At 68.9% G+C, this 23,382-nt stretch carries 24 protein-coding genes and 1 pseudogene; 12 read left to right on the top strand and 13 right to left on the bottom strand.

The genetic code is table 11. From position 1 onward, the window contains the following. Positions 1 to 162: 162 nt before the first annotated feature. Genes ABZ624_RS37745 through ABZ624_RS37735 form a run of 3 tightly spaced genes read right to left on the bottom strand, consistent with a single transcriptional unit; the run spans position 163 to position 1,336 of the window. Positions 163 to 639: a hypothetical protein gene (locus tag ABZ624_RS37745; protein ID WP_360099305.1), complete on the bottom strand. Its 477-nt coding sequence runs from the start codon at positions 637 to 639 to the stop codon at positions 163 to 165. Continuing rightward, the gene (locus tag ABZ624_RS37740; protein ID WP_360099283.1) at positions 636 to 863 is read right to left on the bottom strand and encodes a hypothetical protein; all 228 of its coding nucleotides are present in this window, start codon (positions 861 to 863) and stop codon (positions 636 to 638) included. Before ABZ624_RS37740 ends, ABZ624_RS37745 begins: the two co-directional genes overlap by 4 nt. A 2-nt stretch (positions 864 to 865) precedes the next feature. Further along, positions 866 to 1,336 (bottom strand): transposase, encoded by a 471-nt coding sequence (locus ABZ624_RS37735; RefSeq protein WP_360099281.1) that lies wholly within the window; start codon positions 1,334 to 1,336, stop codon positions 866 to 868. A gap of 282 nt (positions 1,337 to 1,618) precedes the next feature. Here ABZ624_RS37735 and ABZ624_RS37730 point away from each other — a divergent pair, with 282 nt between their 5' ends. The 3 genes from ABZ624_RS37730 (at position 1,619) to ABZ624_RS37720 (ending at position 3,568) form a co-directional block, all read left to right on the top strand. After that, positions 1,619 to 2,113 (top strand): MarR family transcriptional regulator, encoded by a 495-nt coding sequence (locus tag ABZ624_RS37730; protein ID WP_360099279.1) that lies wholly within the window; start codon positions 1,619 to 1,621, stop codon positions 2,111 to 2,113. Continuing rightward, positions 2,110 to 2,553, top strand: a complete 444-nt coding sequence (locus tag ABZ624_RS37725; RefSeq protein ID WP_360099277.1) for a MarR family transcriptional regulator — start codon at positions 2,110 to 2,112, stop codon at positions 2,551 to 2,553. Before ABZ624_RS37730 ends, ABZ624_RS37725 begins: the two co-directional genes overlap by 4 nt. 319 nt (positions 2,554 to 2,872) lie before the next feature. Then, a complete protein-coding gene (locus tag ABZ624_RS37720) occupies positions 2,873 to 3,568 on the top strand; it encodes a glycerophosphodiester phosphodiesterase family protein (protein WP_360099301.1) in 696 nt (231 codons plus the stop codon). A gap of 315 nt (positions 3,569 to 3,883) precedes the next feature. Here ABZ624_RS37720 and ABZ624_RS37715 read toward each other — a convergent pair whose 3' ends face one another. From ABZ624_RS37715 to ABZ624_RS37705, 3 genes are all read right to left on the bottom strand, one after another. Then, a complete protein-coding gene (locus tag ABZ624_RS37715; RefSeq protein ID WP_360099275.1) occupies positions 3,884 to 4,195 on the bottom strand; it encodes a hypothetical protein in 312 nt (103 codons plus the stop codon). Between the two features lie 23 nt (positions 4,196 to 4,218). Continuing rightward, positions 4,219 to 4,746 carry a CocE/NonD family hydrolase gene (locus ABZ624_RS37710; RefSeq protein ID WP_360099273.1) on the bottom strand — a complete coding sequence of 176 codons (528 nt, stop codon included), beginning with the start codon at positions 4,744 to 4,746 and terminating at the stop codon, positions 4,219 to 4,221. A gap of 825 nt (positions 4,747 to 5,571) precedes the next feature. After that, entirely contained in the window at positions 5,572 to 5,949 is a 378-nt protein-coding gene (locus tag ABZ624_RS37705; RefSeq protein ID WP_360099271.1) for a helix-turn-helix domain-containing protein, read from the bottom strand. A 137-nt stretch (positions 5,950 to 6,086) separates the two neighbouring features. Here ABZ624_RS37705 and ABZ624_RS37700 point away from each other — a divergent pair, with 137 nt between their 5' ends. The 3 genes from ABZ624_RS37700 (at position 6,087) to ABZ624_RS37690 (ending at position 7,928) form a co-directional block, all read left to right on the top strand. Continuing rightward, positions 6,087 to 7,055 carry an NADP-dependent oxidoreductase gene (locus ABZ624_RS37700; RefSeq protein ID WP_360099269.1) on the top strand — a complete coding sequence of 323 codons (969 nt, stop codon included), beginning with the start codon at positions 6,087 to 6,089 and terminating at the stop codon, positions 7,053 to 7,055. A gap of 139 nt (positions 7,056 to 7,194) precedes the next feature. Beyond that, complete coding sequence (locus ABZ624_RS37695) at positions 7,195 to 7,407, top strand: hypothetical protein (RefSeq protein ID WP_360099267.1); 213 nt, start codon at positions 7,195 to 7,197, stop codon at positions 7,405 to 7,407. A 74-nt stretch (positions 7,408 to 7,481) separates the two neighbouring features. After that, complete coding sequence (locus ABZ624_RS37690; protein ID WP_360099265.1) at positions 7,482 to 7,928, top strand: heme-binding protein; 447 nt, start codon at positions 7,482 to 7,484, stop codon at positions 7,926 to 7,928. A 271-nt stretch (positions 7,929 to 8,199) separates the two neighbouring features. Here the strand turns inward: ABZ624_RS37690 and ABZ624_RS37685 are convergent, their stop codons facing one another. The 3 genes from ABZ624_RS37685 to ABZ624_RS37675 all read right to left on the bottom strand — a co-directional run bounded on the left by ABZ624_RS37685 (position 8,200) and on the right by ABZ624_RS37675 (position 10,288). Then, complete coding sequence (locus tag ABZ624_RS37685; protein WP_360099263.1) at positions 8,200 to 8,328, bottom strand: hypothetical protein; 129 nt, start codon at positions 8,326 to 8,328, stop codon at positions 8,200 to 8,202. A gap of 75 nt (positions 8,329 to 8,403) precedes the next feature. Then, the gene (locus ABZ624_RS37680; protein WP_360099261.1) at positions 8,404 to 9,375 is read right to left on the bottom strand and encodes an ISAs1 family transposase; all 972 of its coding nucleotides are present in this window, start codon (positions 9,373 to 9,375) and stop codon (positions 8,404 to 8,406) included. A 175-nt stretch (positions 9,376 to 9,550) separates the two neighbouring features. Further along, on the bottom strand, positions 9,551 to 10,288 hold the full coding sequence (locus ABZ624_RS37675) for an SDR family oxidoreductase (RefSeq protein WP_360099259.1): 738 nt from the start codon (positions 10,286 to 10,288) through the stop codon (positions 9,551 to 9,553). 219 nt (positions 10,289 to 10,507) lie between these two features. On the opposite strand from ABZ624_RS37675, the gene ABZ624_RS37670 reads away from it, so the two are divergent. After that, positions 10,508 to 11,332, top strand: a complete 825-nt coding sequence (locus tag ABZ624_RS37670; protein WP_360099257.1) for a helix-turn-helix transcriptional regulator — start codon at positions 10,508 to 10,510, stop codon at positions 11,330 to 11,332. 726 nt (positions 11,333 to 12,058) lie between these two features. Here the strand turns inward: ABZ624_RS37670 and ABZ624_RS37665 are convergent. Beyond that, positions 12,059 to 14,992 (bottom strand): BTAD domain-containing putative transcriptional regulator, encoded by a 2,934-nt coding sequence (locus ABZ624_RS37665; protein ID WP_360099255.1) that lies wholly within the window; start codon positions 14,990 to 14,992, stop codon positions 12,059 to 12,061. A 260-nt stretch (positions 14,993 to 15,252) separates the two neighbouring features. On the opposite strand from ABZ624_RS37665, the gene ABZ624_RS37660 reads away from it, so the two are divergent. Next, positions 15,253 to 15,822 carry a hypothetical protein gene (locus ABZ624_RS37660; protein WP_360099253.1) on the top strand — a complete coding sequence of 190 codons (570 nt, stop codon included), beginning with the start codon at positions 15,253 to 15,255 and terminating at the stop codon, positions 15,820 to 15,822. Between the two features lie 130 nt (positions 15,823 to 15,952). After that, positions 15,953 to 16,456: a hypothetical protein gene (locus ABZ624_RS37655; protein WP_360099251.1), complete on the top strand. Its 504-nt coding sequence runs from the start codon at positions 15,953 to 15,955 to the stop codon at positions 16,454 to 16,456. An 83-nt stretch (positions 16,457 to 16,539) separates the two neighbouring features. Here the strand turns inward: ABZ624_RS37655 and ABZ624_RS37650 are convergent. Next, positions 16,540 to 16,980: pseudogene (locus ABZ624_RS37650) on the bottom strand (IS30 family transposase); the annotation flags it as partial. 45 nt (positions 16,981 to 17,025) lie between these two features. Between ABZ624_RS37650 and ABZ624_RS37645 the strand changes: the two are divergent. The 3 genes from ABZ624_RS37645 to ABZ624_RS37635 all read left to right on the top strand — a co-directional run bounded on the left by ABZ624_RS37645 (position 17,026) and on the right by ABZ624_RS37635 (position 18,791). Then, the gene (locus ABZ624_RS37645; protein ID WP_360099303.1) at positions 17,026 to 17,340 is read left to right on the top strand and encodes a hypothetical protein; all 315 of its coding nucleotides are present in this window, start codon (positions 17,026 to 17,028) and stop codon (positions 17,338 to 17,340) included. A 729-nt stretch (positions 17,341 to 18,069) separates the two neighbouring features. After that, on the top strand, positions 18,070 to 18,519 hold the full coding sequence (locus tag ABZ624_RS37640) for a hypothetical protein (protein WP_360099249.1): 450 nt from the start codon (positions 18,070 to 18,072) through the stop codon (positions 18,517 to 18,519). Between the two features lie 41 nt (positions 18,520 to 18,560). Next, positions 18,561 to 18,791 carry a cold shock domain-containing protein gene (locus ABZ624_RS37635; RefSeq protein ID WP_360099247.1) on the top strand — a complete coding sequence of 77 codons (231 nt, stop codon included), beginning with the start codon at positions 18,561 to 18,563 and terminating at the stop codon, positions 18,789 to 18,791. A gap of 912 nt (positions 18,792 to 19,703) precedes the next feature. On the opposite strand, the gene ABZ624_RS37630 is transcribed toward ABZ624_RS37635, so the two are convergent. Next, complete coding sequence (locus ABZ624_RS37630; protein WP_360099245.1) at positions 19,704 to 21,404, bottom strand: vanadium-dependent haloperoxidase; 1,701 nt, start codon at positions 21,402 to 21,404, stop codon at positions 19,704 to 19,706. Positions 21,405 to 21,691: 287 nt separating this feature from the next. After that, entirely contained in the window at positions 21,692 to 22,120 is a 429-nt protein-coding gene (locus ABZ624_RS37625; protein ID WP_360099243.1) for an ATP-binding protein, read from the bottom strand. Between the last annotated feature and the right edge of the window lie 1,262 nt (positions 22,121 to 23,382).

Here is a 23,382-nt window from a genome sequence, read left to right as displayed (position 1 = left end):
TGGGCCGGTCACCACCCGCACCTGGAACCAGCTCGCCCCGCACGTCGCTCCCGTCCCGAAGAGCACCAGGCACCCGGGCCGCGTCCACGTCGTACAGACTTCGCCGGCGCCCGCTTGCGCGGGAGCGGCCGGCGCACATCACCAGGAACGGGCGATGTGCGTTCACCCATCCGCGCCGGAGGCTGGGGTTGCTGACGGACATGAGGAGGAGCGGTGAGCGTACTGGCGGTCGGCTTGAGCCACAAGAGCGCGCCGATGGCGGTCCTGGAGCGGGCCTCGGTCACCGGGGACACACTCGGCAAGCTGCTGCATGACGTGGCGCAGGCCGAGCCCGTGGCTGAGGGCGGCGACGTTGATGATGACGGCGTACAGGTCTCCGCCGGTTTGGGCCAGGGCGTCCGGCACGCCCGCCGGGATCAGGGCCAGCTCGGGGTTGCCCTGAGGCGGCAGGAATGCTTGCCCGGCCTCTTCGTCGGTCCCGCTGCCTTCGACTTCCCGCACGCTCTGGGCGAAGCTGTCGGCGACTGCGCAGGCGTCGAAGTACCTCAAGGCTGATCGCACCTGGATGCGGAGCTGGTTGGCCACCGTCTGGACGTTTTGCTCAATGGTGTCCTCCACCGTCGCCGGCGTGAGGATCACGCCCCGGCGGGCCAGTTCGGCGAGGGTCTGCGCGACGGCTTCTTTGAACGCTTTTGCAGACGCCGGTACCGGACGATCTCGCCAGCCGTGATGAACGCCCGGTCGTGGAAATCGCCGTCCGAGGTGACGACGGCGGTCTTGACCCCCTGGTCGATGCCCACGGTGGTACCGGGCATGGCGTGCTGCCCGGGAGTGGCCGTCTGGTCATTGACGAGGAAGGACACAATCACCGGCCGCCCTTGCAGGACACGGTCGCGGCACGGATCTCACCACCCAGAGGGCGGGACCAGCGGAAGCGGACCCATCCCAGCTTCGGCAGCTTGACCCGGCACCGCTTACGCCCCAGCCGCTCCACGCTGATCTGCTGGGCGTCGGGGAACCGGAATGACGGCGACCAACGTGCCTTCGACCGCCACCGCACATTGAACGTGCCGCGATCCCGGCAGGCCCGGTCCAGACCCTTGAGCGTCTGCTGCAATGCGTGCGACGGTGCCGCCTTCAACCACGGGTGCTCACGCTTGGCGTCGGCCAGCTCGGCGCACTGCGGCGCGTAGTTCATCCACGCCCCGCGCCGCCGGTATTCCCAGCGCTGCTCCAGTGCTGCGTTCCACACCGACCGGCAGATGTTCCCGAACTCCTCGTACATCTCCTCTTGTTCAGGCGAGAGGCCGAGCAGGTAGCGGCGACCGGACAGCACAGGAGCTACTCAGACTTCCTGCGATCAACGCATCGAACGCAATTCGAACAGTGCGACTCCCCCAGGCGGGGGGTCGTGCGTGACTCGATGTGACTGAGCGCTTCAGTTGACGGGCGAGGCACGAGTGGGCGGGTGGACGCGTCAGAGTTGGCGAGGGGCGGCCCAGGCGGGCGTAGTGGTCCATAAAGCCGGTTCCTGCTGCCGCCCTGTCTGACCGCAGCTTCTTGTGCATCCGCCAGAAAATAGTAGCCATGGATATAGTAGCCATGTATTCTATTTGGCATGAGTAAGGGTTCTCCGGGCCCCACGCCTGGCTTCCTGGTATGGCGGCTCGCCAACAAGTGGCGCGTCGCGGTCGATCGCGCGGTGACTCCGCTGGGCCTGACCCACGCGCAGTACTCACTGGTCGCGTCGCTGCACGGCATGCAGCGCTCCGGCGAGCGGCCCAGTCAGCGCCGACTCGCCGACCACACCGGCCTGGAGGCGCTGTACGTCTCGAAACTGGCGCGCGCCCTGGAGTCGGCCGGCCTGATCGAACGCACCCGCGATCCCCGTGACCCGCGCGCCGTACAGCTCGCCCTCACCGAGCAGGGCAAGGCCGTCACGCGGCAGGCCATCGAGGTGGTCCAGGAACTGCTGCAGCAGTTGCTGGAGCCTCTCGGCGGCCTCGACGCCTCGCGGACGCGCGTGTTCACCGACGAGCTGATGACCCTGCTCGACGCACCTCTCGCTCTATCTGTGCCGAACGACGACACCACTCAGGGGAGAACACCATGACCACCACGGCACCCGCCGCCGACGCCCGCGTCCTCGGCCTGGCCCACTATGCCGCCCGCGGCGTCTTCGAGCATGTCCTGGCCCAGCACGGCGTCACGTTCCAGCAGCAGATGGCCCTGCGCGCCGCCGTCACCGCCGACGCTCCGCAGACGCCGGATGATGTCGTCACCCAGGTCCGGGGCTCCCTGAAGGCCGATCCGGCCGATATCCGCGCCACTCTCGACGAGTTGCTGGCCAAGCAGTTGCTCGTCGCGGACGGCGCGCACCTGCGTCCCACGGACGCAGGGCGCGAGCTGCTCGCCGCCGTCGGGGCGGAGGTCGCTCCTGTCTCCGCTCGCATCTGGGGCGGGATACCCGCCGAGGACCTGGCAGCCGCCGGCCGCGTCCTCGCCCTGGTCACCGAGCGCGCCAACACGGAGCTTGCGGAGCTGACCATCTGACCGCAGCGTTGCACGGTTTCCAGTGGCGCTGGTTCGCCTGGCGGACGGTCCGGAGCGCTTCAGTTGGCGAGTGCCGCCACCTGAAGCGCTCAGTCACACTGGGCAGCACGGTCTGCGCATGGCCACGGCTCCTTGCGAGCGAGACCCCATGCACCCGTCCTGCCTTGGGCGCGCTCCGGCGACGTTCCAGGCGGGGCGAGTGCGCGGCCGGACGGGCCCATTAGGCTTGGGCGCTCGGGCGGCGGTCGCCCGCCGCCCGATGGAGGGTACGGCACTCGTGCTGCTGCCCCGGACCACCGCACCCAAGGACGGCAACCGAGTGTCTTTCTTCACCATCGGCCACCGCGGTGTCATGGCCGCCGAGCCGGAGAACACCCTGCGCTCCTTCCTGCGGGCCGAACGCGAGGGGCTGGACGGCATCGAACTGGACTTGCACCTCAGCAAGGACGGCGAGCTGGTCGTCATGCACGACGAGACCCTGGACCGCACGACGGACGGCTCCGGTCCGATCGCCGACCAGGACTTGCGCCGGCTCAAGAAGCTCGACGCGGGCCTCGGCGAGCGCATCCCCACGTTCGGGGAGGTGCTGGACGCCGTCGGGCCGACGCTGCCCATCCAGGCGGAGATCAAGGACGTGGCCGCCGCCCGGTCGCTGGCTGAGATCCTCGCCAGCCGCGGCCTGCTGGACCGGGTCTCGGTGCTGTCGTTCCACGACGTGGCCCTGATCGAGATCCACAACCTGCTGCCGCAGGCCCGCACCGTGCTAGTGGCAGGCCCCAGCGCACACCGCGACACCTTCGTCGGCCGCGCCCAGAAGGTCGGCTCCACCTTGGTCAGCGTGGAACTGCGCCAGCTGAACCGGGCCATCGTGGAGAAGTGCGGCGCCGTCGGCATCGACGTGATGGCCTGGACCGTCAATGACGAGCGCGACCTGGCGCTGGCCCGGACGCTCGGCCTGGTGGGCTGCGTGACCGACCAGCCCGGCATGAAGCGGCTCGTCGAGGCCACAGCCTGACCTCCAGCCCTCGGTCGGCGAGCAGCACTGGGTGACGTCGTTGCGGTTGCCGCGAAAGCGGCCGCAACGGAGATGTCAGCCCCTCCCCCCGACAACGCCCGAAAACACGTGGTGCCTTGCGCGGATCCAGCGTGGCGGTGTCCGGCTGTCGTCGGTGGACTTCTGGCCGCAAGCGGTGCACACGGGGCGTTGCGCCGCACGCTCCCCGGACTGGCGCTCCGCCTCGCGCCGGCGTGTCCTGCTCGTACTGGACGGTATACAGCCGGTCGCCGTCGGGGAGGTGCCGTCGCCGAGCATCGCGCGCAGCAGCCGTGGTCAGCCGCCGTGGAGTGTCTCCTGCAGCCAGTCGAAGACGACTTCGCAGTGCTGTCTGGGCGCCATGGGCGAGCAGTGAAGCTGCGCCCCGGTCGCCGCTGTGAGCTTCACGTATTCCTTCGGGGCCGTCAGCTTGTCGAACATCTGGTGTGGCTGGCGAGGGTAGAACTGCTCGTAGTCGTAGTCGAGGACCAGTGTGGGCGCCGTGATACGGCCCACGACGTCCGTGATGTTCATCGACTCGATGAGCTTGGCCGGGGTGTAGAAGTCGGTGAAGAGCCTGCCTTGGCGGGCGGCGAGCATCGCCGGCACGGAGAACGGTTAGAAGCGCTTCTTCACGGTCGCCGCGTCAGCGGGCGACAGGTGTGGGGCGACGTCCTTCCTTGTTCCAGGCGTTGTTGGTCTCCGCTCTTGTCCGAGGTGAGAATTTCCCGCAGCTCCCCGAAGCCCTGCCATGGATCCAGGCATCCGGGCATGGCCACCACCGCCGCGAGCCGCTGTTCGAAGGCCGCAGCCCGGGGGGCCAGGTCACCTCCCATGCTCAGCCCGGTGAGAGCGATCTTGTCGGCATCCACGTCGGAACGGGCGCGCAGCCAGTCGACGAGCGGCGTCACCACGGTCTCCCAGCGCGGACTGAACACCATCTGCTTCACGAAGATCATCTGTCCCTGGCCGGGCCCCTCGTAGACGAGGGCGTTCCAGCCTCGGTCCAGCGCGGCGGCGACTCCGTACGTCCATATGTCGACGCTCTGTCCGTCACTGCCGTTGGTGAGGATCACGGTGGGGCGGCGGCGTCCTGACGCGTCGGGCCGGAACAACCACACGGGCAGCCGGGTCTTCCCGTACGGAACGTTCGCCGCCACCGGTGCCGGGTCGCACAGCCCGCAGAACGTGTCCCATGCGCCGCGGCAGGACTTGTACAGCTGTTCCTCGCTGCCCGGGTCTGGGAACCCAGGACGAAGAAGAGGTACTGGGCCTAGCGTCATCGCGCCGGGCGTGGAGCCGCCGGCAGAGGCGGAAGCCGTCGTCGAGGCGGGGGCATGCGCGGAGGAGGCTTCAGAGGTGGTGCAGCCGACGGCCAGCAGCAGCGCGGCCCCGCCACGCCGACGAGCCCGGACAGGGCGCTGCGCCGTCCTGGGCCGAGGAGCTGATCAGGCGGGGCATCGCTCATGGTGCCAAATGTATGACGTGTCTCCGCGCACCCCGCCGCACGACGCCCGCCATTGCCCCGACGGGCCCGATGCCCCCGCCCTCGCCTCCCGCGCGCTTGAGGTCGGCCCAGCCTCCTGAGGCGCGCGGCGTAGTCGGCGGTGATAGGCGCGATCTCTCCAGGCCCGGCGCCTGAGCCGGATCCGGTCCTCCACGCATTTCTGCCGTTGCGCCAGAGATCTTCCAGTCGCTGCTGGTCGCCGGAGCGCGCGGGCGCAGCCGCTCATCGAATGCGGTGGAGCGACGGTGAGCGCGGCGAGTTCCTCCCAGGCGGTCGCTGCTGGCGGCGGCGGGCGAATGGCGAGAGCCGGCGCCTGGCATCGCCCAGGAACAGGGCAGTTGCCGCCAGGCTGAAGAGGGGGATGGGGCTTCTTGAAAACGACCGGGACGACCCCTCGAGCAGCTCGCCGGTGAGTCGGGGCCGCCCGCGCCGTCAGGTTCCGGTCATCCGGTCCTGGCCAGACCGTCGAGGGAGGACTTCATGGCGCGGTCGGCTCCGGCCGGAAGGCATGGTCGATGTTGTCCTCGACCCACGAGCGGAGCGCGTTGAGCGGGATCGCGGCGCTGTGGCCAAGGGGCGTGAGGGCGTACTCGACGTGCAGGGGGACGGCAGGGTAGACGGTGCGGTCGAGGATGCCGAAGTCCTCCAGGCGGCGGAGCGTCTGGGTCAGCACCTTGGGGCTGACGCCCTGGAGCCTGCGCTGGATCTGTCCGAAGCGCTGGGGGCCGTCCTCGAGGGCGCCGATGGCCAGCGCGGACCACTTGTTGGCGAGCAGGTCGAGCAGGGCCCGGCAGGGACACTGGGCGGCGTAGACGTCGTGGTGCGAGTGCTGGCCGCTGGGGCAGGTGGTCGTCACGCTCACTCTCCTCACCAGGTCACTTCCCAACGGGAAGTACTAGACCTTGAAGGTAACTATAGTCCCGGGGATAGCGTCATCGACGTCGGGAAGGCCGTCAACGGCCTTCCACAGAGCACCTTTTCAGGAGATGACGCATGTCCGCAGACACGATGCGCGCGGTGGTTCAGGACGGTTTCGGCGGCCCGGAGGTGCTGCGGATCCAGCAGGTGCCGCGCCCGGTACCCCTGCCCACAGAGGTGCTGGTGCGGGTGCACGCGGCCGGGATCAACCCGGTGGACTGGAAGACCCGCGGTGGCACCGGGATGGTCGGGGTGCTGGGTGAGCCGCCGTTCAGCCTGGGCTGGGACGTGTCCGGGGTGGTGGAGGAGGTCGGCTTCGGTGTGACCACACTGAAGGTCGGTGACGAGGTGTACGGCATGCCGTGGTTCCCGCGCGCCGCGAACGCTTACGCCGAGTACGTGACCGCCCCCGCCCGGCAGTTCGCCCGCAAGCCCGCCACCGTCGACCACGTGCACGCCGCCGCGGTGCCGCTGGCGGCGCTGACCGCCTGGCAGGCCCTGGTCGACACCGCCCACACCCAGGCCGGCCAGCGCGTCCTGATCACCGCCGCCGCCGGCGGGGTCGGCCACTTCGCGGTCCAGTTCGCCCGGCACCTGTGCGCCCATGTGATCGCGACCGCCAGCGCCGCCCGACACACCTGGCTCAAGGAACTCGGAGCCAAGGAGACCATCGACTACACCACCGCCCGCTTCGAGGACGCCACCTCCGACGTCGACGTCGTCATCGACCTGGTGGGCGATGCCCACGACCGGACCAGCACCCGCTCGCTGCAGGCCCTGCGCCCCGGCGGCCTGCTGGTCGCGATCCCGGCCGGCGTCTCCCCGGAGTTGGCCCAGGCCGCCGAGGCGGCCGGCGTACGGGTCACCCCTTTGCTGGTCGAGCCGGACGGCGCGGCGCTGACGACGATCGCCGACCTGATCGACGCCGGCCATGTCGCCGTCGAGGTGGAGGACACCTTCCCGCTGGAGCAGGCCGGCGCGGCCCACGCCCGCGGGGAGGGCGGCCGCACCCGCGGCAAGCTCGTCCTCACCGTCACCGACTGACCAGACGTGCAAGCAGTTGGGCGGAGCGCCGTGTACTACGGCATCCGCCGCCATCAGGCACAGCCCGGACGCCGCGAGGCATGGGTGCGCCACATGGAGGACGTCGTCATCCCGTTCCAGACCTCGCTGGGCGTGGACGGTGACCGCCTCCTTCGTCGACGACCAGGATCAGGACGGCCACGTGTGGCTCCGCCGGTTCGAGGACGAGGCCCACAGCGGGGCCCTGTACGCGGCCGTCCACCACCACGACCGGTGGAAGAACGAGATCGGCCCGGTCGTCCACGGCCTGCTGGTCCTTGTGAAGACCATCGCCACCCGCGTGGTACCCACCCCCGCCTCGCCACTGCGCTGACCACGCCCCGCCAGCCCCGACCCGTCACTGCGCCACCCGCACAACACACCCACAAGCCACGAAGGAAACCGGTCATGAGCAGCGACACGCCCGAAAAGTCCTCCCCCGCCTCCGCGATCACCCAGACCGCCGCCGGCGCACTTATCGCGGCGGTGCACGAGGCCGCCGCCCGGATCGGCTTCACGGCGGCCGTCGCCGTCACCGACCCCGGAGGGCACCTCCAGGCCTTCGACCGCGCCGACGGCGCACCTTTCCTCACCGCCGAGATCGCCGTCGACAAAGCCTGGACCGCAGCCTCCTTCCACACCCCCACCCACGCCTGGAACGACTACCTCGCCGATCCGCGGATCGCGCCGCTGGCCGGCCACCCGCGTCTGATGGCGGTCGGCGGCGGCTACCCGATCATCGACAACGGCCGGTGCGTCGGAGGCCTCGGAATCTCCGGCGGCAGCTATGAGCAGGACCAGCACGCCGCCGAAGAGGCCCTGGCCGCCCTCGGCTTCGAGTCGCCCGCGCACTGACACTTCGGCCGGCCCTTGTGGCGCCCGTCGTGATCTTGACCGTTTGCCCTGCGACCCCGCCGGGGCCGGACTGCGGACAAACCCTTTCCTGCGCATGCGTCCCCCGCACTGCCCTGCATGGCAACGCAGTTGGTGAGGGATGTCGTTCCACGACCCCCGTTGAAATCGCTCACAGACGTACGGCCTGTGCTCTCACTAAGATCACGAGCGTCGTTCGGTCGGCTCCCGTTCCTCCGCCGTCCGCGCTCTCCCCTCCAGGGCCGATGCGTTCTCAGGAAGTGATCTTGAGGAGTGCGAGGGCGTGCTCGGGGCGTGACCGGTAGTGATCGGTTGCGGCGGCGATGTTGTGCCAGCCGCCCTGGCGCATCAGGCCGATGGCGAGGTTGCGCAGGGTAGCCATGAGGCGAGGTGCTGTGCCGGTGTGGATCCGGGAGGCGTCTTCGCCGTAAGTGACGTCTCGCACGTGGTGCAGGGCTTACACGGACCAGTGGTCCTGGACGAGTTCGGCCAGACGTGCGGGGCCTGCCTGCTCGGGGGTGAGGCTGGTGACGGCGTAGACGGTCTTCGTCTGGACCCTGCCGGTCTGGTGGTTCATGCGGCGGCGTTTGATCTGTATGGCCTGAACGGCGTGCGGGAAGCGCAGGGCGGGCGTGACGGTGCATGGCTTGAGCCGGCGGATCTCACGCCGTCCGTGGTCGGTTGTGGTGGTGCGGCCCTGCAGTGGGATCTCGCTCCAGGGCAGGCGTTTGATCTGTTTGCGGAGCTTTTGCTGGTTGCCCTTGACCACCAGCAGATAGTGGCCGCTGGCCGCGACGATGTGGTGGGCGTGCTCGCGCTGGGTGTGCATGGCGTCCGCGGTGACGACGACGCCGCGCAGGTGCAGATTCTCCAGCAGCGGGATGAAGGCGGGGATTTCGTTGCTCTTGGCTGCGACCTGGCGCTGGGCGATGACGGTCTGGCTGTCGTGGAGGGCCGCGGCCAGCAGGTGCACGGCGTGTCCGTCGGTGCGCGATCCGCGGATTGTCTTGCCGTCGACAGCTAGCCCGGTCAGCCGGTCGGGTTCGTCGACCGGGTCGGTGGCGCGGCGGGCGGGCCAGGCGCCCACCGCATGATCGACCGTGTCCCCGTCCAACCGCGCCAGCAGGCGTCCCAGGGTAGAGGCGTTCGGGGTGGCCCGGTTGAGCCCCAGCTGGTCGTGTACCTCAGGCGCCGCGTCGGCCGCGAAGCGGGCGATCTGCGCCAGCGACCGCGCGCCACCGAGCACCGCGACCAGGCACAGCCCCAGCAGTGAGCCGATCCGGTAGCGGCGTCCTCGAACCCGGCGTGGATCGGGGAGATGGTCGAACACCTCGGCCAGCGTGGCCAGTTCAGAGGGGTCCGTGGGTGGACATGACGCGGCTGCGTCCTCGAAGTGGCCCGTGAGGACGCTGATCAGGGAAGATGGCACGCGGACGCGGCTCCAGGTTGATCTTCGGTCTCAGCAACCTTGATCATCCGGCGTCGCGCCCGTCGTTTCCACTCGGCCATGCCACCCATCCCACGGGCCAGCGGGCCTGTGTTGCCATGCACCCCGTGGAACAGTCCAGCGGGTGCGCGTGTCCGCACCGGAAGTGTGGGAGAGGTCAGCTCTGGGCGGTGGGCCGGACGACGATGTCGTTCACGTCGACCGCGGCAGGCTGTTCGATCGCGAAAGCGATGGCCCGGGCGACCGCGTCAGGCGGGATCGCGATGTCGTCCCGCATCTTCGTGATCTCTGCTCTGACCTGGCTGTTGGTTGACGCCTCGGCGAAGTCGGTCGCAGTCGCACCAGGTGAGACGGTGGTCACCCGCAGGGAGGCGCCGGCTTCCTGGCGCAGTCCTTCGCAGATGGCCCGGACCGCGAACTTGGTGCCGGCGTAGACGGCCATGGTCGGAACGATGCGAAACGCGGCCGTGGAGGCGGTGGTGATGAAGTGGCCGGTTCCCTGCGCCCGGAAGACCGGCAGCGCGGCGCCGATCCCGTGCAGCACGCCCTTCACGTTGACGTCGACCATGTGGTCCCACTCCTCGACGCGCAGATCGTCGAGAGGCGATATGGTGCCGACTCCGGCATTGCTGACGAGTACGTCGAGTCGGCCGAAGCACTCACCGGCCAGCGCGACCAGGGCCTGCAGGTCGTCACGCCGGGTCACGTCGGTGCGGATCTGCACGGCCGTGCCACCTGCCTTCTCGATCCGGGCCACCAGTTCCGCCAGGCGTTCGGACCGGCGTGCGCCGAGGACGAGTCGCGCGCCGCGTTCGGCGAGCAGCAGCGCGGTCGCCTCGCCGATGCCACTGCTGGCTCCGGTGATCGCCACTACTTTGCCCTTGATTCCGGACATGAGTTGCCCTCTCCATCTTCGGCACCGGGGCCGGGGTGCCGAGTGGCAGCGGGTCCTGGAGGAGCGTCCGCCAAGCCGTTGCGCACTGGGCGGCCGGGTGCCGGTGTGACCGTGTGAGGCCGTCGGTAGTGCCGCGGCCCGTGCTCGCACACCAGTCTCCGTTTGGCTTAGCCTGGTATCCAGACCGTATTTATTCTGGAACTGAGAGTGCTATGCGTCATGCCCACGCAGCCGGACCGACGCCGTCAGCTGAGTGAATTCCTGCGCGGCCGGAGAGAGCGCCTGACTCCTGACGAGGTGGGCCTGCCCCAGACCGGCCGCCGCCGGACTCCGGGACTTCGCCGAGAGGAACTGGCACTGCTGGCCGGGATCAGCGCCACCTGGTACACGTACCTGGAGCAGGGGCGAAAGATCCGCGTCTCCGAACAGGTGCTCAACGCCCTCGCCGCGGCGCTGCGGCTCGACCGGCACGAGCGCGATCATCTTCTCCAGCTCGCCGGTCACGCGCCTGCGGCCGAAGCCGAGGAACGTGAGCTGCTAACGGCCGAGGCGCGTGCCGTCCCCCTGCTGCTCCAGCCGAACCCGGCGTACATCATCGGCGGCAACTATGACGTCCTCAGCCACAACCAGGCAGCCCACGAATTGTTCCCGAGGCTCATCACTGAGGCGGACCGGCCCGCCAACTTCGTCCGCTGGGTGTTCCTCGAACCGGTGGCCCGGGACGTTCTGGTCGACTGGGAACCCGAAGCACGCGGCCTGCTCGGCCGGCTCAGGACGCTAGCGGCACGCCATTCCGACGACCCGCGGTACACCCGACTGATCGAGGACCTGAACGAGGGCAGCCCTGAGGTGCGGGACTGGTGGCCGCAGTACGAGGTGCAGGCTCGGCACAGCGGTCGCAAACGGCTACGACACCCGCAACGGGGAGCGATCGATTACGCGTACACCGCTTTTCACCTGGCCGAACAGCCGGAGCAGACGCTGGTCGTCTATGTCGACAGCAGCGAACCGCCCGACGGGAGCGGAGCCGTGACCGGCGAATGAAGGAGGAGGTCGGCGGCAGTACCAGCGCTCACGGTACGGCGGCGGAGGGCCAGCGGCCGCGCGCCGAGCAACTGCTGAAGACAAGGGGACCGTCTCACCGCGGGCGACGCGTGGGGGCCCAGCCATTCTTCGATGCCGAGCTGCACACGGTTACTTCTCCGTCGGCTCCGGGGTGGACGCGACCCCGGTGGGCACAACGAGCGCAGTTCATCTCGAACGGGGGCCCAGGTTGACCCCCGCCCCGCCGAACCCGGTGACCCTTCATATCGCCACCTGAGAACGCATCAGCCCTGCTCTCCCCTCACCTCTCCCCTCACCTCTCCTGCTTCACCGCGCTTTTCAGACTCAACCGCGGCCCGAGCCGTCTGTCAGTGAGCGCCACGTCCCCAGCAGGGCACCAACGTAGGGAAAAGTGTGTCCGGTATCGCCGGTTGGCTCGACCGCCAACGTGATGTGCGGTCGTTGGTACGCATCCGCTCGCGCGGACAGGCATTCACAGAAGGCCGTCCGAAAGCGTGACAGTCCCGCGAACCCGTCCCGTTCGCCGACCTGCACCAGCGCACTCATCACCATGGCCTTCCTTGTGAACTCCTGGATTTCTTCGCAGAGTTCAGGATCACGAGGAAGGCCGTCCTCATGCCCTGCGATCACTCCAAAGAGTGGCCGCCTCAAAGTCGCCGATGTTAAAAGTGACCGCCTCAGAGTCGCCGATGTCAAGGAACAAGCTCACGGCGACGATGGTCGCGCTGGAGCTTTCGTCTGGTTCATGTCGCCGATCGTCTGCCACAGCCGCAGCGCCCGCCCGCGGTGCTGGTGCGCCAAGTGGTGGACGCCGGCGGCGGCGTCCAGGTCGCCGATCAGTTGCCAGCACGAGGCCTCGTCCAGGCGGTCACCGTGCCGGTGGAACAGCTGCGCCGCGCGCTCCAACGCCGGGCACGCCCGGTCCCGGTCGTGCTGACCGGCGTACACGCGGCCGACTTCCAGCAGCGTGTACGCGGCGCACCGCTCGTCGGCCAGTTGCTCGAAGGTGGCCAACGCCTGCCACAGGCAGCGCAGCGCCTCGTCCGGATCACCGCGCTGAACGTGCAGTCGGCTGAACCGCCGCAGCACGACCGCCACCCGATGCCCGTCATCGAGCGCCCTGGCCTGGCGCAGGGCCCCATCGAACCAGGACTCCGCCTCGTCGAGTTTGCCCTGCATGAGCCTCATCACGGCCATCGAGCAGGACAGCTGCGCTTCGAGGTGCCGGTCGCCCTCACCGACCGCGATGGCCAGCGCCTGCTCGACACGTTCGGCGGCTTCGTCGTCACGGCCCTGTACCCGGCTGACCGTGCTCAGCATCGCCATCGACAACGCCTCGCCGCGCTTGTCCCCGCCGTCCTGGCACAGCCCGAAGGAGGACTCCAGGACACGGGTCGCCTGGTCGAACTCGTCTCGGTAGATGTGCAGCTGGCCAAGACCGCGCAGCAGCACCGATGCGCCGCGCACGTTGCCGGCGGCCTCGGCTGCGTCCAACGCGAGCCGGTGCCCGTGCTGCCAGTCCTGATACAGGCACCGGTGGTCGTAGTAGGTCGCCGGGCTGGCCGCCAGCTCCCAGGCCAGCTCGTCCAGGCCCCAGTCCACGGCTAGTTTCACCGCGCCGAGCAGGTTGTCGCGTTCCGCGTCGAACCAGCCGACCGGGTCGGCCATCAGCCGGTCCACGACCGCGTCGGGCAGCGACCGGCGCGGCGCCGAACCGGGCGCGGCTGCCAGCAGCCCGGCCGGCAGCCGATCGGTGCCGCGCCCGACCAGATCGAGCCAGGTGGACAGCACCCGGATGATCGCGTCCCGCTTGTCCGTCGCCGGCAGCGGGGCGGCGAACTCCACGGCACAGGTCCTGATCAGGTCGTGCAGCCGGTAGCGCGGCTGGCCGATGGCGTCGGTGGCGGTGAGCCGCACCAGGCTGGCGTCGACGAGGGTGTCCAGCACCTCCTCTGCGTCCGAGCGGTCCAGCAGCGGGCCGACCACCCAGCCGGGCAGGGTGTAGGCGCCGAGCAGACCCAGCAGGCTCAGCGCGCGCACCGCGTCGGCCGGCAGCAGCCGTAGGCTCAGTTCGACGCTGGCTCGCACGCTGAGGTCCCCGATCCTCAGCTCGGCCAGCCGCCGGGACTCATCCTCGATCCGTTCCCGCAGCACCCTCAGCGACCAAGCCGGGCGGCCGGAGAGCTTGGCGCCGGCGATCCGGATCGCCAGCGGCAGATTGCCGCAGCAGTCGAGGATCGCGTCGGCCTCCGCTGGTTCCCGCTCGACCCGCCGCCGCCCGACAATTCCGGTGAACAACTCCCGCGCCTCTGCCGGGCGCAGCACGTCCAGGTCGATGTGCCGAGCGCCGGGTAGTTGCGTCAGCAGAGTGCGGCTGGTGATCAACACGGCACAGCCGTCGGCCCCGGGCAGCAACGGCAGCACCTGATCGGCGTGACCGGCATCGTCCAGCACCACCAGCATACGGCGGTCCACCAGCAACGACCGGTAGAGCGCGGCCCGCTCGGACAGGCCGTTCGGGATCGCGCTGCCGGCGATCGAGAGCGCGCGCAGCGCCTCGGCCAGCATCAGCCCCGGGTCCCGCGGCTCGTCCGATGTCGCGGCGAGGTTGAGGTAGAGCTGGCCGTCGGGGAAGGTGGCGCTCGCCAGCCGCGCGGCGTGCGTCACCAGGCAGGACTTGCCGACACCGGGACCGCCCACGATGACGGCCACCGGGGCCCGGTTCGGCGCCGACCCGTCGAGCAGTCCGGCGACCTCGGCCAGCGCCTCCGCCCGGCCCACGAAGTCGGGGACGTCGAACGGCAGTTGACGCACCGGCATCGCCATTGCCGGCCCGGTGGCCGCCGCGTCAGGACTTTCTGGTGGTGTGTCCGAGGGGCCGCTTGCCGGGACTGGAGTCGCCAGGGCGGGATCGGCGGTCAGGATGCGCTGATGCAGCGCCTGGAGCGGCAGGGTGGGATCGACGCCGAGTTCGTCGGCCAGTGTCCGGCGCAGCCGCTCGTACACCTGCAGCGCCTCGCCTTGTCGCCGACACCGGTAGAGGGCGACTATCAAGTGTTCGGCGACGTGCTCGTCGTAGGGGTGCTCGCGGAGCAGGGCGGTCAGTTCGTCGATGACCTCCCGATGACGCCCCAGGTCGAGTTCGATGCTCAGGCACTGTTTGTGCGTGGCCGCGCGTTTCTCGTTCAGCCGCTCCGCATCGATCTCCAGGACCCGGCTGGAGATGTCGACCAGGGCGTTACCGCGCCAGCAGGCCAGCGCCCGCCGCAGCGCGACAGCTGTCTCGAACGGGGCCGTGTGCCGTTCGGCGAGGTACCGTTCGTGGTCAAACTCCAGCAGGTCGAGCTGATCCGGGGCCAGGTGGATCTGGTAGCCGCCACGCCGCGTGCTGATCAAGGAGCCGGGTGCTCCGCACGCGACGAGGTTGCGGCGCAGCCCGGAGACGGCGTCCTGGACCTGACGGACTGCAGTAGCGGGCGCTTTCCCTTCCCACATCACGGCGACGAGCCGTTCCACGGCGACGAGGTTGTTGGCATCGACCAGAAGCGCGGCCAGCATCTTGGCCTGCCGCGGTCCGTCTAATCGGACTTCGCGTCCGGTGATCTGAGCGTGTAACGGCCCGAGCACGCCGAATCTCATGTTCCCCCTGGCACGTGACGATCAGCGCCGATCCCCCGGCTGACCTCGCACTAGGACGAATCTAGGACGGCCGACGGACCCGTGTCCATAGCGTCACGGTAGCGGGGCTCACCGCAGAGCGGATACTCCGGTCGGCACACGTCCAGGCGGATGCAGCCGGGGCATCGCCGGCGTCAGTCGATGCTGCGCGGACGAGCCCACGAAGAGCGTGACGGCCTCACGACGGCCGCCACCATCGGTGTAAGGGGGAAGAGAAACCCATGCACAAGCTGAACAAGGCCAGACGCGCCATCGCCATGACCGCCGCGACGCTCACGGTCGCCGTCGGCGCCACCATCACGGACGCGGGGAGCGCCGGCGCGACCATCGGCTGCAGCGGCGGCGACGGCTGCAGCCACCAGACCACCATCTACATGGACGGCAGGTCGTACTCGCCCACCCACGAGTGGTGGGGGCCGTTCACGGTGTTGAAGATGCAGAGCGATGGCAACCTCGTGCTGTACTGCCAGGGGCAGGGAAGCAGCCAGGCCAAATGGGCTACTGGCACCGCCTACAACCGCGCCTTCCCGTACGTCCTGTTCGAGGGCGGGTCCGGCGGCGGAAGCATGGTCGTCTACGACTCCGTCCTGATCAACACGCCCAACGGTTCCTACTTCCAGAACCAGGCCGAGTGGTCGTCGCTCACGAAGCCGCCCACGCACAGCACGAGCGGCACCGAGGCCATCGTCCAGGCCGACGGCAACTTCGTGATCTACGACGCCTACGGCAATGCGCTCTGGTCCTCGAACACTTACCACGCCTGCCCCGGCACTGGGGGCTACTGGGGCTGAGGGAAGTCGAGCTGGGCGCGGCGGGTGGACCCGTCGCGCCACCAGCCTTCATTGCCGTGCGTCGGCAGGCTGATGGACGGACTCATACCCGAACGACACCGAACGTCCTTTTGTGGCAGGGGGAATCTCCGTGAACAGTAAGCGTGTAGCGGGCACCGTCGCGGCGGCGGCGTTGCTGTCAGGACTGGTCGTGGCCCCGGCGCAGGCAGCGTCCTCGAACGTGGCGACGCCGACGGCGTGCACGGTCATCGACATCGGACTGCCGGCAAAGATCACTGTCGGCAACGTGTACGTCGGTGAGGTTGAGCAGCAGTACGACAACTGCCACAACGTCCGCGTCCACTTTCAGTGGTCCTCCGCGTATCGGGCCGCCCACCCCAACGCCCAGGTCGACGGTACGCCCTTCGGATGGAACCATTCCACGAACTTTGGCGGGTGGCAGACCGCGCGGCAGAGCCAGGACTACTGGTCGCCGTGGACGTGGATCTACCACAACAACGAGGACACGTGGCGCGCCGACGCGCAGATTTACACGGACGCCAACCCCGTCACCTGGTGCGGCATTGCCTGGGGTGACTGGCACAGGTACACCGACGGTGCCGAGTTCGGCGGGGTCTCGGACGCGAACTGCTGAGCATCACCTGACGCCGACGGAGCCTTGAGTACGGTCCGCATGGTCTTCAGGGGGTCGTGTCGGCCGACGACTGTGACGAATAGGCGGGCGCGTAGTGCCTGGCAGATCTGCTCAGGGCTCCACCGTAAGGTCCAGGCGGTCCTGGATGAAGGCGCGCAGTTCGGGGTCTGACCGATCTACCCGCGCTTGGGCGAGGGCGGCGGGCATCGGCGCGGGGCTGGGCGGCGTGCGGCCGGCACTGCCCCTTGGCCGGGTGCCGGTTGCGGCGTGTTTCCCAGCTGACAGTGGGCGGCCTGCGGCCCAGTTCAGCGGCGATCTGCCGGATCGTGGCCCTCTCATGCAACAGACTCGGCGTTACGCCCGTTGCGCCATCGTCGGCCGGTCTTCGGGTTGATGCCGACGGTCCGGCATGCCTTGTTGTTGCTCAGGCCCTGCTGCATGAGCTGGAAGTATGTCTCCCGCTCACGCAGCAGCCTCTTACGCCCCTGAGCTACAGTCCGCAGCTCGCGGATCTTGAAGTCCAGCGCAACCCCTGAACTGGGGTGTTGCGCCGACCAATCCTCCTGATCTTGACCCTGTTCCGGCGATCGCTGAAGGAAGCCCCCACGAATGGACGCCAAGAGCTACAACGGCGGCCTTGCCGATATCTACGCAAGCTGCGCGACGCGATCAAGCCCTTGGAGCGCCGGCTGAAGAAGCTGCAGGCCTATCGAGACAAGAGGATCGCCGTGCTGGGCGCGTACGAGAAGACGAAGGCGGACCGATTGGCGACGTCGGCCGGCCTGTCGGTGATCGACGTCGTCGCCCTTGTGCCCCGCCTAGGTCCCCAGGCACCCGCCGGCAAGCCCGCGGCGGAGGACGTGGCCAACGGATGCCGCCGATGATCACTCCAGGTCTGAGGCGGCCGCACAAGCGATCAAGGAACCGGCCGGATCCGTCGATTCCAACCTGGGCACACCGCCGACCGTGGTCGAAGAGCAGGATTCCGAGGGCCAGGACGAGGAATCGGCGCCCGATACTGCCTCGACCGCGCCGACCCAGCAGCCTCGACGAAGCAGCGGGACTGCCCGGCTGGAGCTGGGCGCGCGCGAACGTGGCGGAGATCCTGACTGCGGTGTACGCGACGGTCCCGGCCTCGATCGAGCGGATCTACGTGACCGGAGGCGATCCCTGGCACCGGGACGCGGCCCGGCATGAGTGGTTCTAGGACGCGGTCGCCGCGTGGCTGAATGGTCCGTTGCCGGAGGGCTGGCAGGTGGAGTTCTCGCGTGGCAAGGACCGGCAGGCCGGGCACCTGGTCCACCCCCATAACCCGGTGGGCCGGTGGAAGCGGGGAGACCAGCACACCGAAACCACTTCCGTGGGCGAGTGGTTCGATCCCGAGGGCGCGTCCCCGGAGATCGAGCCCCCCTCGGGCGCGGGAGGGTCCCCTGGCGAACCGGGACATCAGCCCGTTGAATGCGAAGGCCCTCGGTCTGCCGGACCCTCAAACTGTGACATCCATCCCATTGCGCAAAGTCACTTGATCTTACCTTTACCCCGGAAGGGAAACCTCCGCCTCGGAGTTCGTCTAGCTTTTCAGGGGAAACAGAGAAACCTCGGAAAGGATTGCCATGTTTTCGCATGCCATAAAGCGAGCATCCCTTATCGCGGCAGCTGCTGCGATGGCCGTTGGCCTGGGAGCCACGCAGGCGAGCGCGTCTCCATGGACCTTCACTCCTCAGCATCCTTACTACAAGGGGAGCGATCCTCGGGGGAACTTCACGGCTCAGATCAAGTACGACACAGGAAAGTTCCAGATGGGCTGGCAGTTGAGTGCTGCGGTCGCAGCCCCGGCCACTGGACTCATGAATGAAACCGCCGACCTCACGTGCAATGGACGCCGAGTGGCCCACGACAGTCACCCCGGCGTCAGCCCGCGGTACTTCCTCCACATGTCGGCACCATTGGGCAGCCGCTGGACCAGCTGTAACTGGGACTTGAAGGTCCATGAGACGTTCCCGATCCCGCGCGGCACGCGGACCGTCGACCTGGACTTTCCGTTCATCGTGACTCTGGTCTGAGGGCAGGCCCCACGCCAATAGCAGACTGCTAGAATCCAAGGATGACCAAGGCAAAAGTCCGTGTTTGGCACAATGAGGAAGGCTGGGGGGTACTCGACTCCACGGAAACTCCCGGTGGCTGCTGGGCGCATTTCTCGGCTATAGAAATGACCGGCTTCCACTTCCTCACAGCTGGCGATGTCGTCACCTTGGAGTGGGAGGCAGGCGAGCAGGATGGTTTTCAGTATCGAGCTATCCGGGTGACACCCACTCAGGATGTTTCGACGGGCTGAAGGCTAAAAGCACCAACTCTCATTGTAGGGTCGTCGCCTCGGAAAAGCGGCGGCCCTTACGGGTCTCGCCGCGCCGCGGTGCTCACCACCGGTGACGCCGACTGTCGCGGGGGGGTCCCGGACGCCTCGACAAACCCGTCGCGGTCGTTGCCCAGAGTCGCGGCGTAGGAGCGGTCGTCCCACAGGGCGGGTGATCTACGTGCGGGGAGCCCTCCCGTTCAAGGCGCGCGTCGCACCGCGCTTCGGCTACGGCACCGAAAGGCACACCGCGCACCTCGAAGGCCCCGTGGCGGTGTTCCACGCCCCGTCGCTCACGCTAGCGCTGACCGCCACCGCGCCGCTGGAGAGCGACGGCCTGGAGCTGTGGTCTCACTTCAAGCTCCGTGAGAGGCCGCAGCCCGGCTCCGCCTGGAAGATCCACACCCGGCCACCGGCAACGACCCGCCCCGGGGAAAAGGCCCCAGGGACATCGGCCTGTAGCCGATCCGGCCTCGCCGGACGGCGGGTGGGCCCTACCTGTGGCGGCCGTGGTCACTCGGCTGTGAGCTGCTTTGGGAGGCAGTCGGCGGTTCGAAGCTCCTGCAGACCCGGGGGTGTTGTGGTACCTGCGGGGACTCCGAGCGAGGCCCCCGACTGCGGGTCGCCGACAGTGACATGGGCAGGCCCGCGCTCAGCGACGTGGGACGACCGGGCGGGTCCGACCGCGACAGTCATTCAGTCAGTGCGTCGCGGTGATAGGAATCCGGGACTTCTTGCAGGCAGACATCCGGCCTGCCGGCCATCAGCTGCGGGCCCTCGACGCGGAGGATGGCAGGTCTCTGAGCGTGGTCCGAGCCAGTGGTACCCGATGCGCCGGGACCACTGGCTTCCGGCCACTGCCATGCTGTGCGTGGTTGTCGCGCGGTGGGGGCGTCAGAGATGACGTGCCACGAAATCGGCCACCTGGGTGCCGAGTTGCCGGCCCGCGCGATTGTCGAGGAAGGTGTGCTGGCCGGACCAGATCCGGCTGAGCCACGCTTCGGTCGCGGCGTCCTGGAAGCCGGCGAAGGTTCGGGTGACGCCCTTCGACGTCACCGCGAGGTGATGCCGCGCACCGTAGAACCCGGCGAGCGTCGTTGCCGCAGCCTGGCTGAGAGCGCCGTGAGCGCCGGGATAGGACGGATCCGGTGCGGTCGGCAGCAGGGGGGTCCAGTGGGGATCGCCGACGATGCTCGGGTTGTAGTGCGTACCGCCGAGCCGGATGGCGGTCACGGGTCGCCATAGGCGGTAGGCGTACTTGGCGTCGTACATCGCGATCGTGGTGTCGGCGAGGGACAGGTCGAGCCGGGCGAAAACCTTCACCGCCTTCTCCAGGTTCGCGTTCTGGGAGGTGACAAGGTTCTGCGCGACCTGGTTCCAGACGTTCCAGACGGGTGCCGCCGCCCAGAACTTCGCGGCTGCCGTCTGATCGGGGGTGCGGGTGGTACTGGTCTTGCTGCCCAGGCTCTTGACCTCGTTCAAGGCGGTGGCGTAGGCGGCGCCGCTCACGGCCGGCGGCGGTGCCGGGCGGAACTGGCGTCCGTTGGCCAGCACGAACGGCTTGACCGAGCCCCAGTTGGTGAACACCGGTGCCGGGAAGGCTGGAGGGGTGGGCCGGTAGTCACCGGCCTTGTCGCCGGGGCGGAACCGCGGCGGATTGGCTGAGGACCCGTCGTGGGACCGCAGGCTGATCAGTCGACGGGCGACCTCGGCTCCCACACCCATGCCCGCCTGCTTGACCGGGCCGCCCGGAATCGCGGACAACTGGCTGCTCAGCCGCTGGTCCACACCTGCGCGCTTGGCCGGGTACAGGGCGACCAGCACATCGTGGGCTGCCTGGTCCGCTGCGGCATCCGCACGAGCGCCTCCCGGCGCCGGCACCGAGGACACGTAGGCGGGGCCGGCCCGGGTGATCGATACCACGGCGTCGTACTCGGCGGCCTGGAGAAGCGCGAAGCTGCGCGTGGGTTGGACGGTGGACGGCTGCGCCTTCGGATCGCTGAGGATGGTGATGAGCTCGCGGTTCCACCCCACGACCGACATCCCCGACCCCGTTGCGGCGGTGCGCAGGGCCGGTGAGTGAGCGGTGGTGGACCCGAAGGCCGGGCTGGTGAGTCCGGCTGCCAGCGCGATTCCGGCAAGTATGGCGAGTGTCTTCTGCTTTCCAGGCATGTTCTGTGGCTCCTTGTTTCTGGTGGCGGGCTGTGGCAACTGGCGGTCCTGCACGTGGCTCATCTGGGCCAGCCACGCGAGCGTGATGGTGTCGGGGTGGTGCGGGCCGGCCGGCTGGTCGGGATGGCGGCGGTCGTGGAGGAGGAGTTGTTCGGCGGTTTCTGCGGCAGCTACGACCGGGCCGGGGCCGGGGTCGTCCAGGGCCATCCGGTCCCTGAGGGCGGTCCGGCGTAGCAGCCGGGCGCGTTCGGCGGCCGTCGTATCGATCGGGGGCCGTGTGAGGGGCCTGGCCTGGCGGCCGTCACGTTCGGCTCCGAGGGCGAGCACTTGGTGCATCTCGCGGCGCAGATCTGGCGCATTCGTAAATGCCTCGTGCGGGGGCGGGGCGTCGATGCCCTGGCCGCTGTTCGGGGTGACGTCCACGCTCACACCTCCGCCCGGTACGCAGGGGCCGGCGCCGCAGCGTCGACACAGCACCGTGTCGTGGTGGGGGCCGCCGTGATCGAGGGCCGATGGGTGTGCCGTGGACCGCATGGGTACGCGGGCCGGGCCCGGGCAGCCGTCGATGGGACACGGCTTGTGGGTCGCGAAGGCCCACTCGGCGGGTGTGTCGGGTGACCCGGCGCCGCGGCCGCCCGCGGCCGCCCGTCGCTGTGCTGCAGTGCCGACCCCGGCGGGGGGTCGCAGCTCGTGCGGAGGGTACGGTCCGGTCATGGCGAGCACCTCAGGCAGGCGTGGACTTCGCGGCCGCTGCGTGTCTGGTGGATCTCGGTCGACTGGGCGAGGTACTGGACGATGCCGGTGCCACGGCCGTGTTCGTCGGGGGCGGTGTCGGAGCGATGGCGTTCCACGGCCGCACCGGAGTCAGTGACCACAATGTGCAGATTGTCGTGGTCCAGGGTGAGTAGCAGGGTCATGCGCTCATGGCCGTACTGGGCGGCGTTGGCGGCGAGTTCGTCGACGACGAGCACGGCGGAGTCCCGCTCGCTTGTGGGCACACTCCAGGTCTCCAGCACATCGGCCGCGAAGTGACGGGCGGCGGAGACGTGCGCCTCCTGCGCCGGCAGGGTAAGCAGTGCCTGGCGGCGGCAGGGCCGGCCGAGCAGTGAAGTCGGGCTGGCGGAATCGGTCACAAACATGGTCTTCTGGCTCTTCTGTGGATTGGCTGAGACCGGAACGGCGTGACCGCGAATGATTTCTGGGGCGGTCGGTAGGCCGGATACTGATCCTGCATGGGCGCGCTCATTGAGTTCCACGGACGACACATGCCGGACGGTTCGAGCTATTCGCCTCTTTTGTTCGGATTCTTGCGAGTCATATCGATGTCGGCGCCTGTCTGGGCTCAGCCGCCTTTACCCAGAGCTCGCTGCCGTGCGGCCGGACCGGGCACCGGCAGCTCGGTCCCCTCGCCTGTGGTCTTCCGGACGGCCCTGCGGGAACGTCGCGCCGTGGAGCGGGACAGACATCCCTGCCCGCATCTCGGCTGGGTCGCGGTCCTCGGCGTGCAGACGTGCTGGATCCTCTCCTCCGGGCTGTACGGACTTCGGGGAAGAAGAAGAGTTGTGCACGCCCCGTCGGCCCACTCATGCATGAAGTCAGCTGCGGACTCGGCTGGTTCGCCGGAGCCGGGGCGAGGGTGACCAGGGCCCGGAAACCGTCGGCGCGTCGCGGGAAGGACCAGGGCGCCGGTCGCGGGAAGGACCAGGGCGCCGGCTGTCGCCTCCTCCGGCGGAGGTTGAGGTGTATGCCGTCGGCCGCCACACAGCCGTGCCCGCCCGTGTACGCGGCCGGCACTCGAGGGGCCCGGCGCGGGGTGGCCGGCCTGCCACTGCGGAGGTCGCGTGACTTGATCAGCCTGGCCGCGGGGTGATCTTTCCCGGCCGGCGGCGGCCGCTTCGACCACCAGCCGCCTCCGCGCGCTTGGTCCCGATCAACCCCTCGGCCATAGAGGTGCCGGTGTCGACCTCCGAGGCCGCCGCGCTCATCGGCCGGGAGCCCTTGTCGGACGGTCTCGCCGGTCCCGGAGCTGGGTGGTGTGGCGGCATCGGGGGACGACGGTGATCACGAGCGGGCCTGTACAGCTGATGTCACGAGCAGAAATCTCTTCGATGGCCATCGGCTGGACATCCTGTGCGCGCTCTTCCAGCCCGGTCCGCCGGTCGTGAGGCGGCCCGGTTTCTGTCGACTGCCCGGGACTCCTCCCCGCTGGGCCGGGCTTTTTCGAAGGCGACGTCTTCTTGGCCTCTGGTGCCACCATGCGCTCACGCCCGGCTGCTGTCGTCATGTTGATGGGGCTATGTGAACGTGGTTCTGGCCGCAGTTCCGTGAATGCCCAGGTCAGGGGCGGCATGCAGGAACGTTCCTCTGCGGGACATCCTGCGCATGGGGGTCGAATCGCTCG

This window comes from Streptomyces sp. NPDC007205 (assembly GCF_040634095.1).
Lineage (GTDB): Bacteria > Actinomycetota > Actinomycetes > Streptomycetales > Streptomycetaceae > Streptomyces.
The sequence above is the reverse complement of the archived record's forward strand: the minus strand, read 5'-3'. Positions and strand labels throughout refer to the sequence as shown.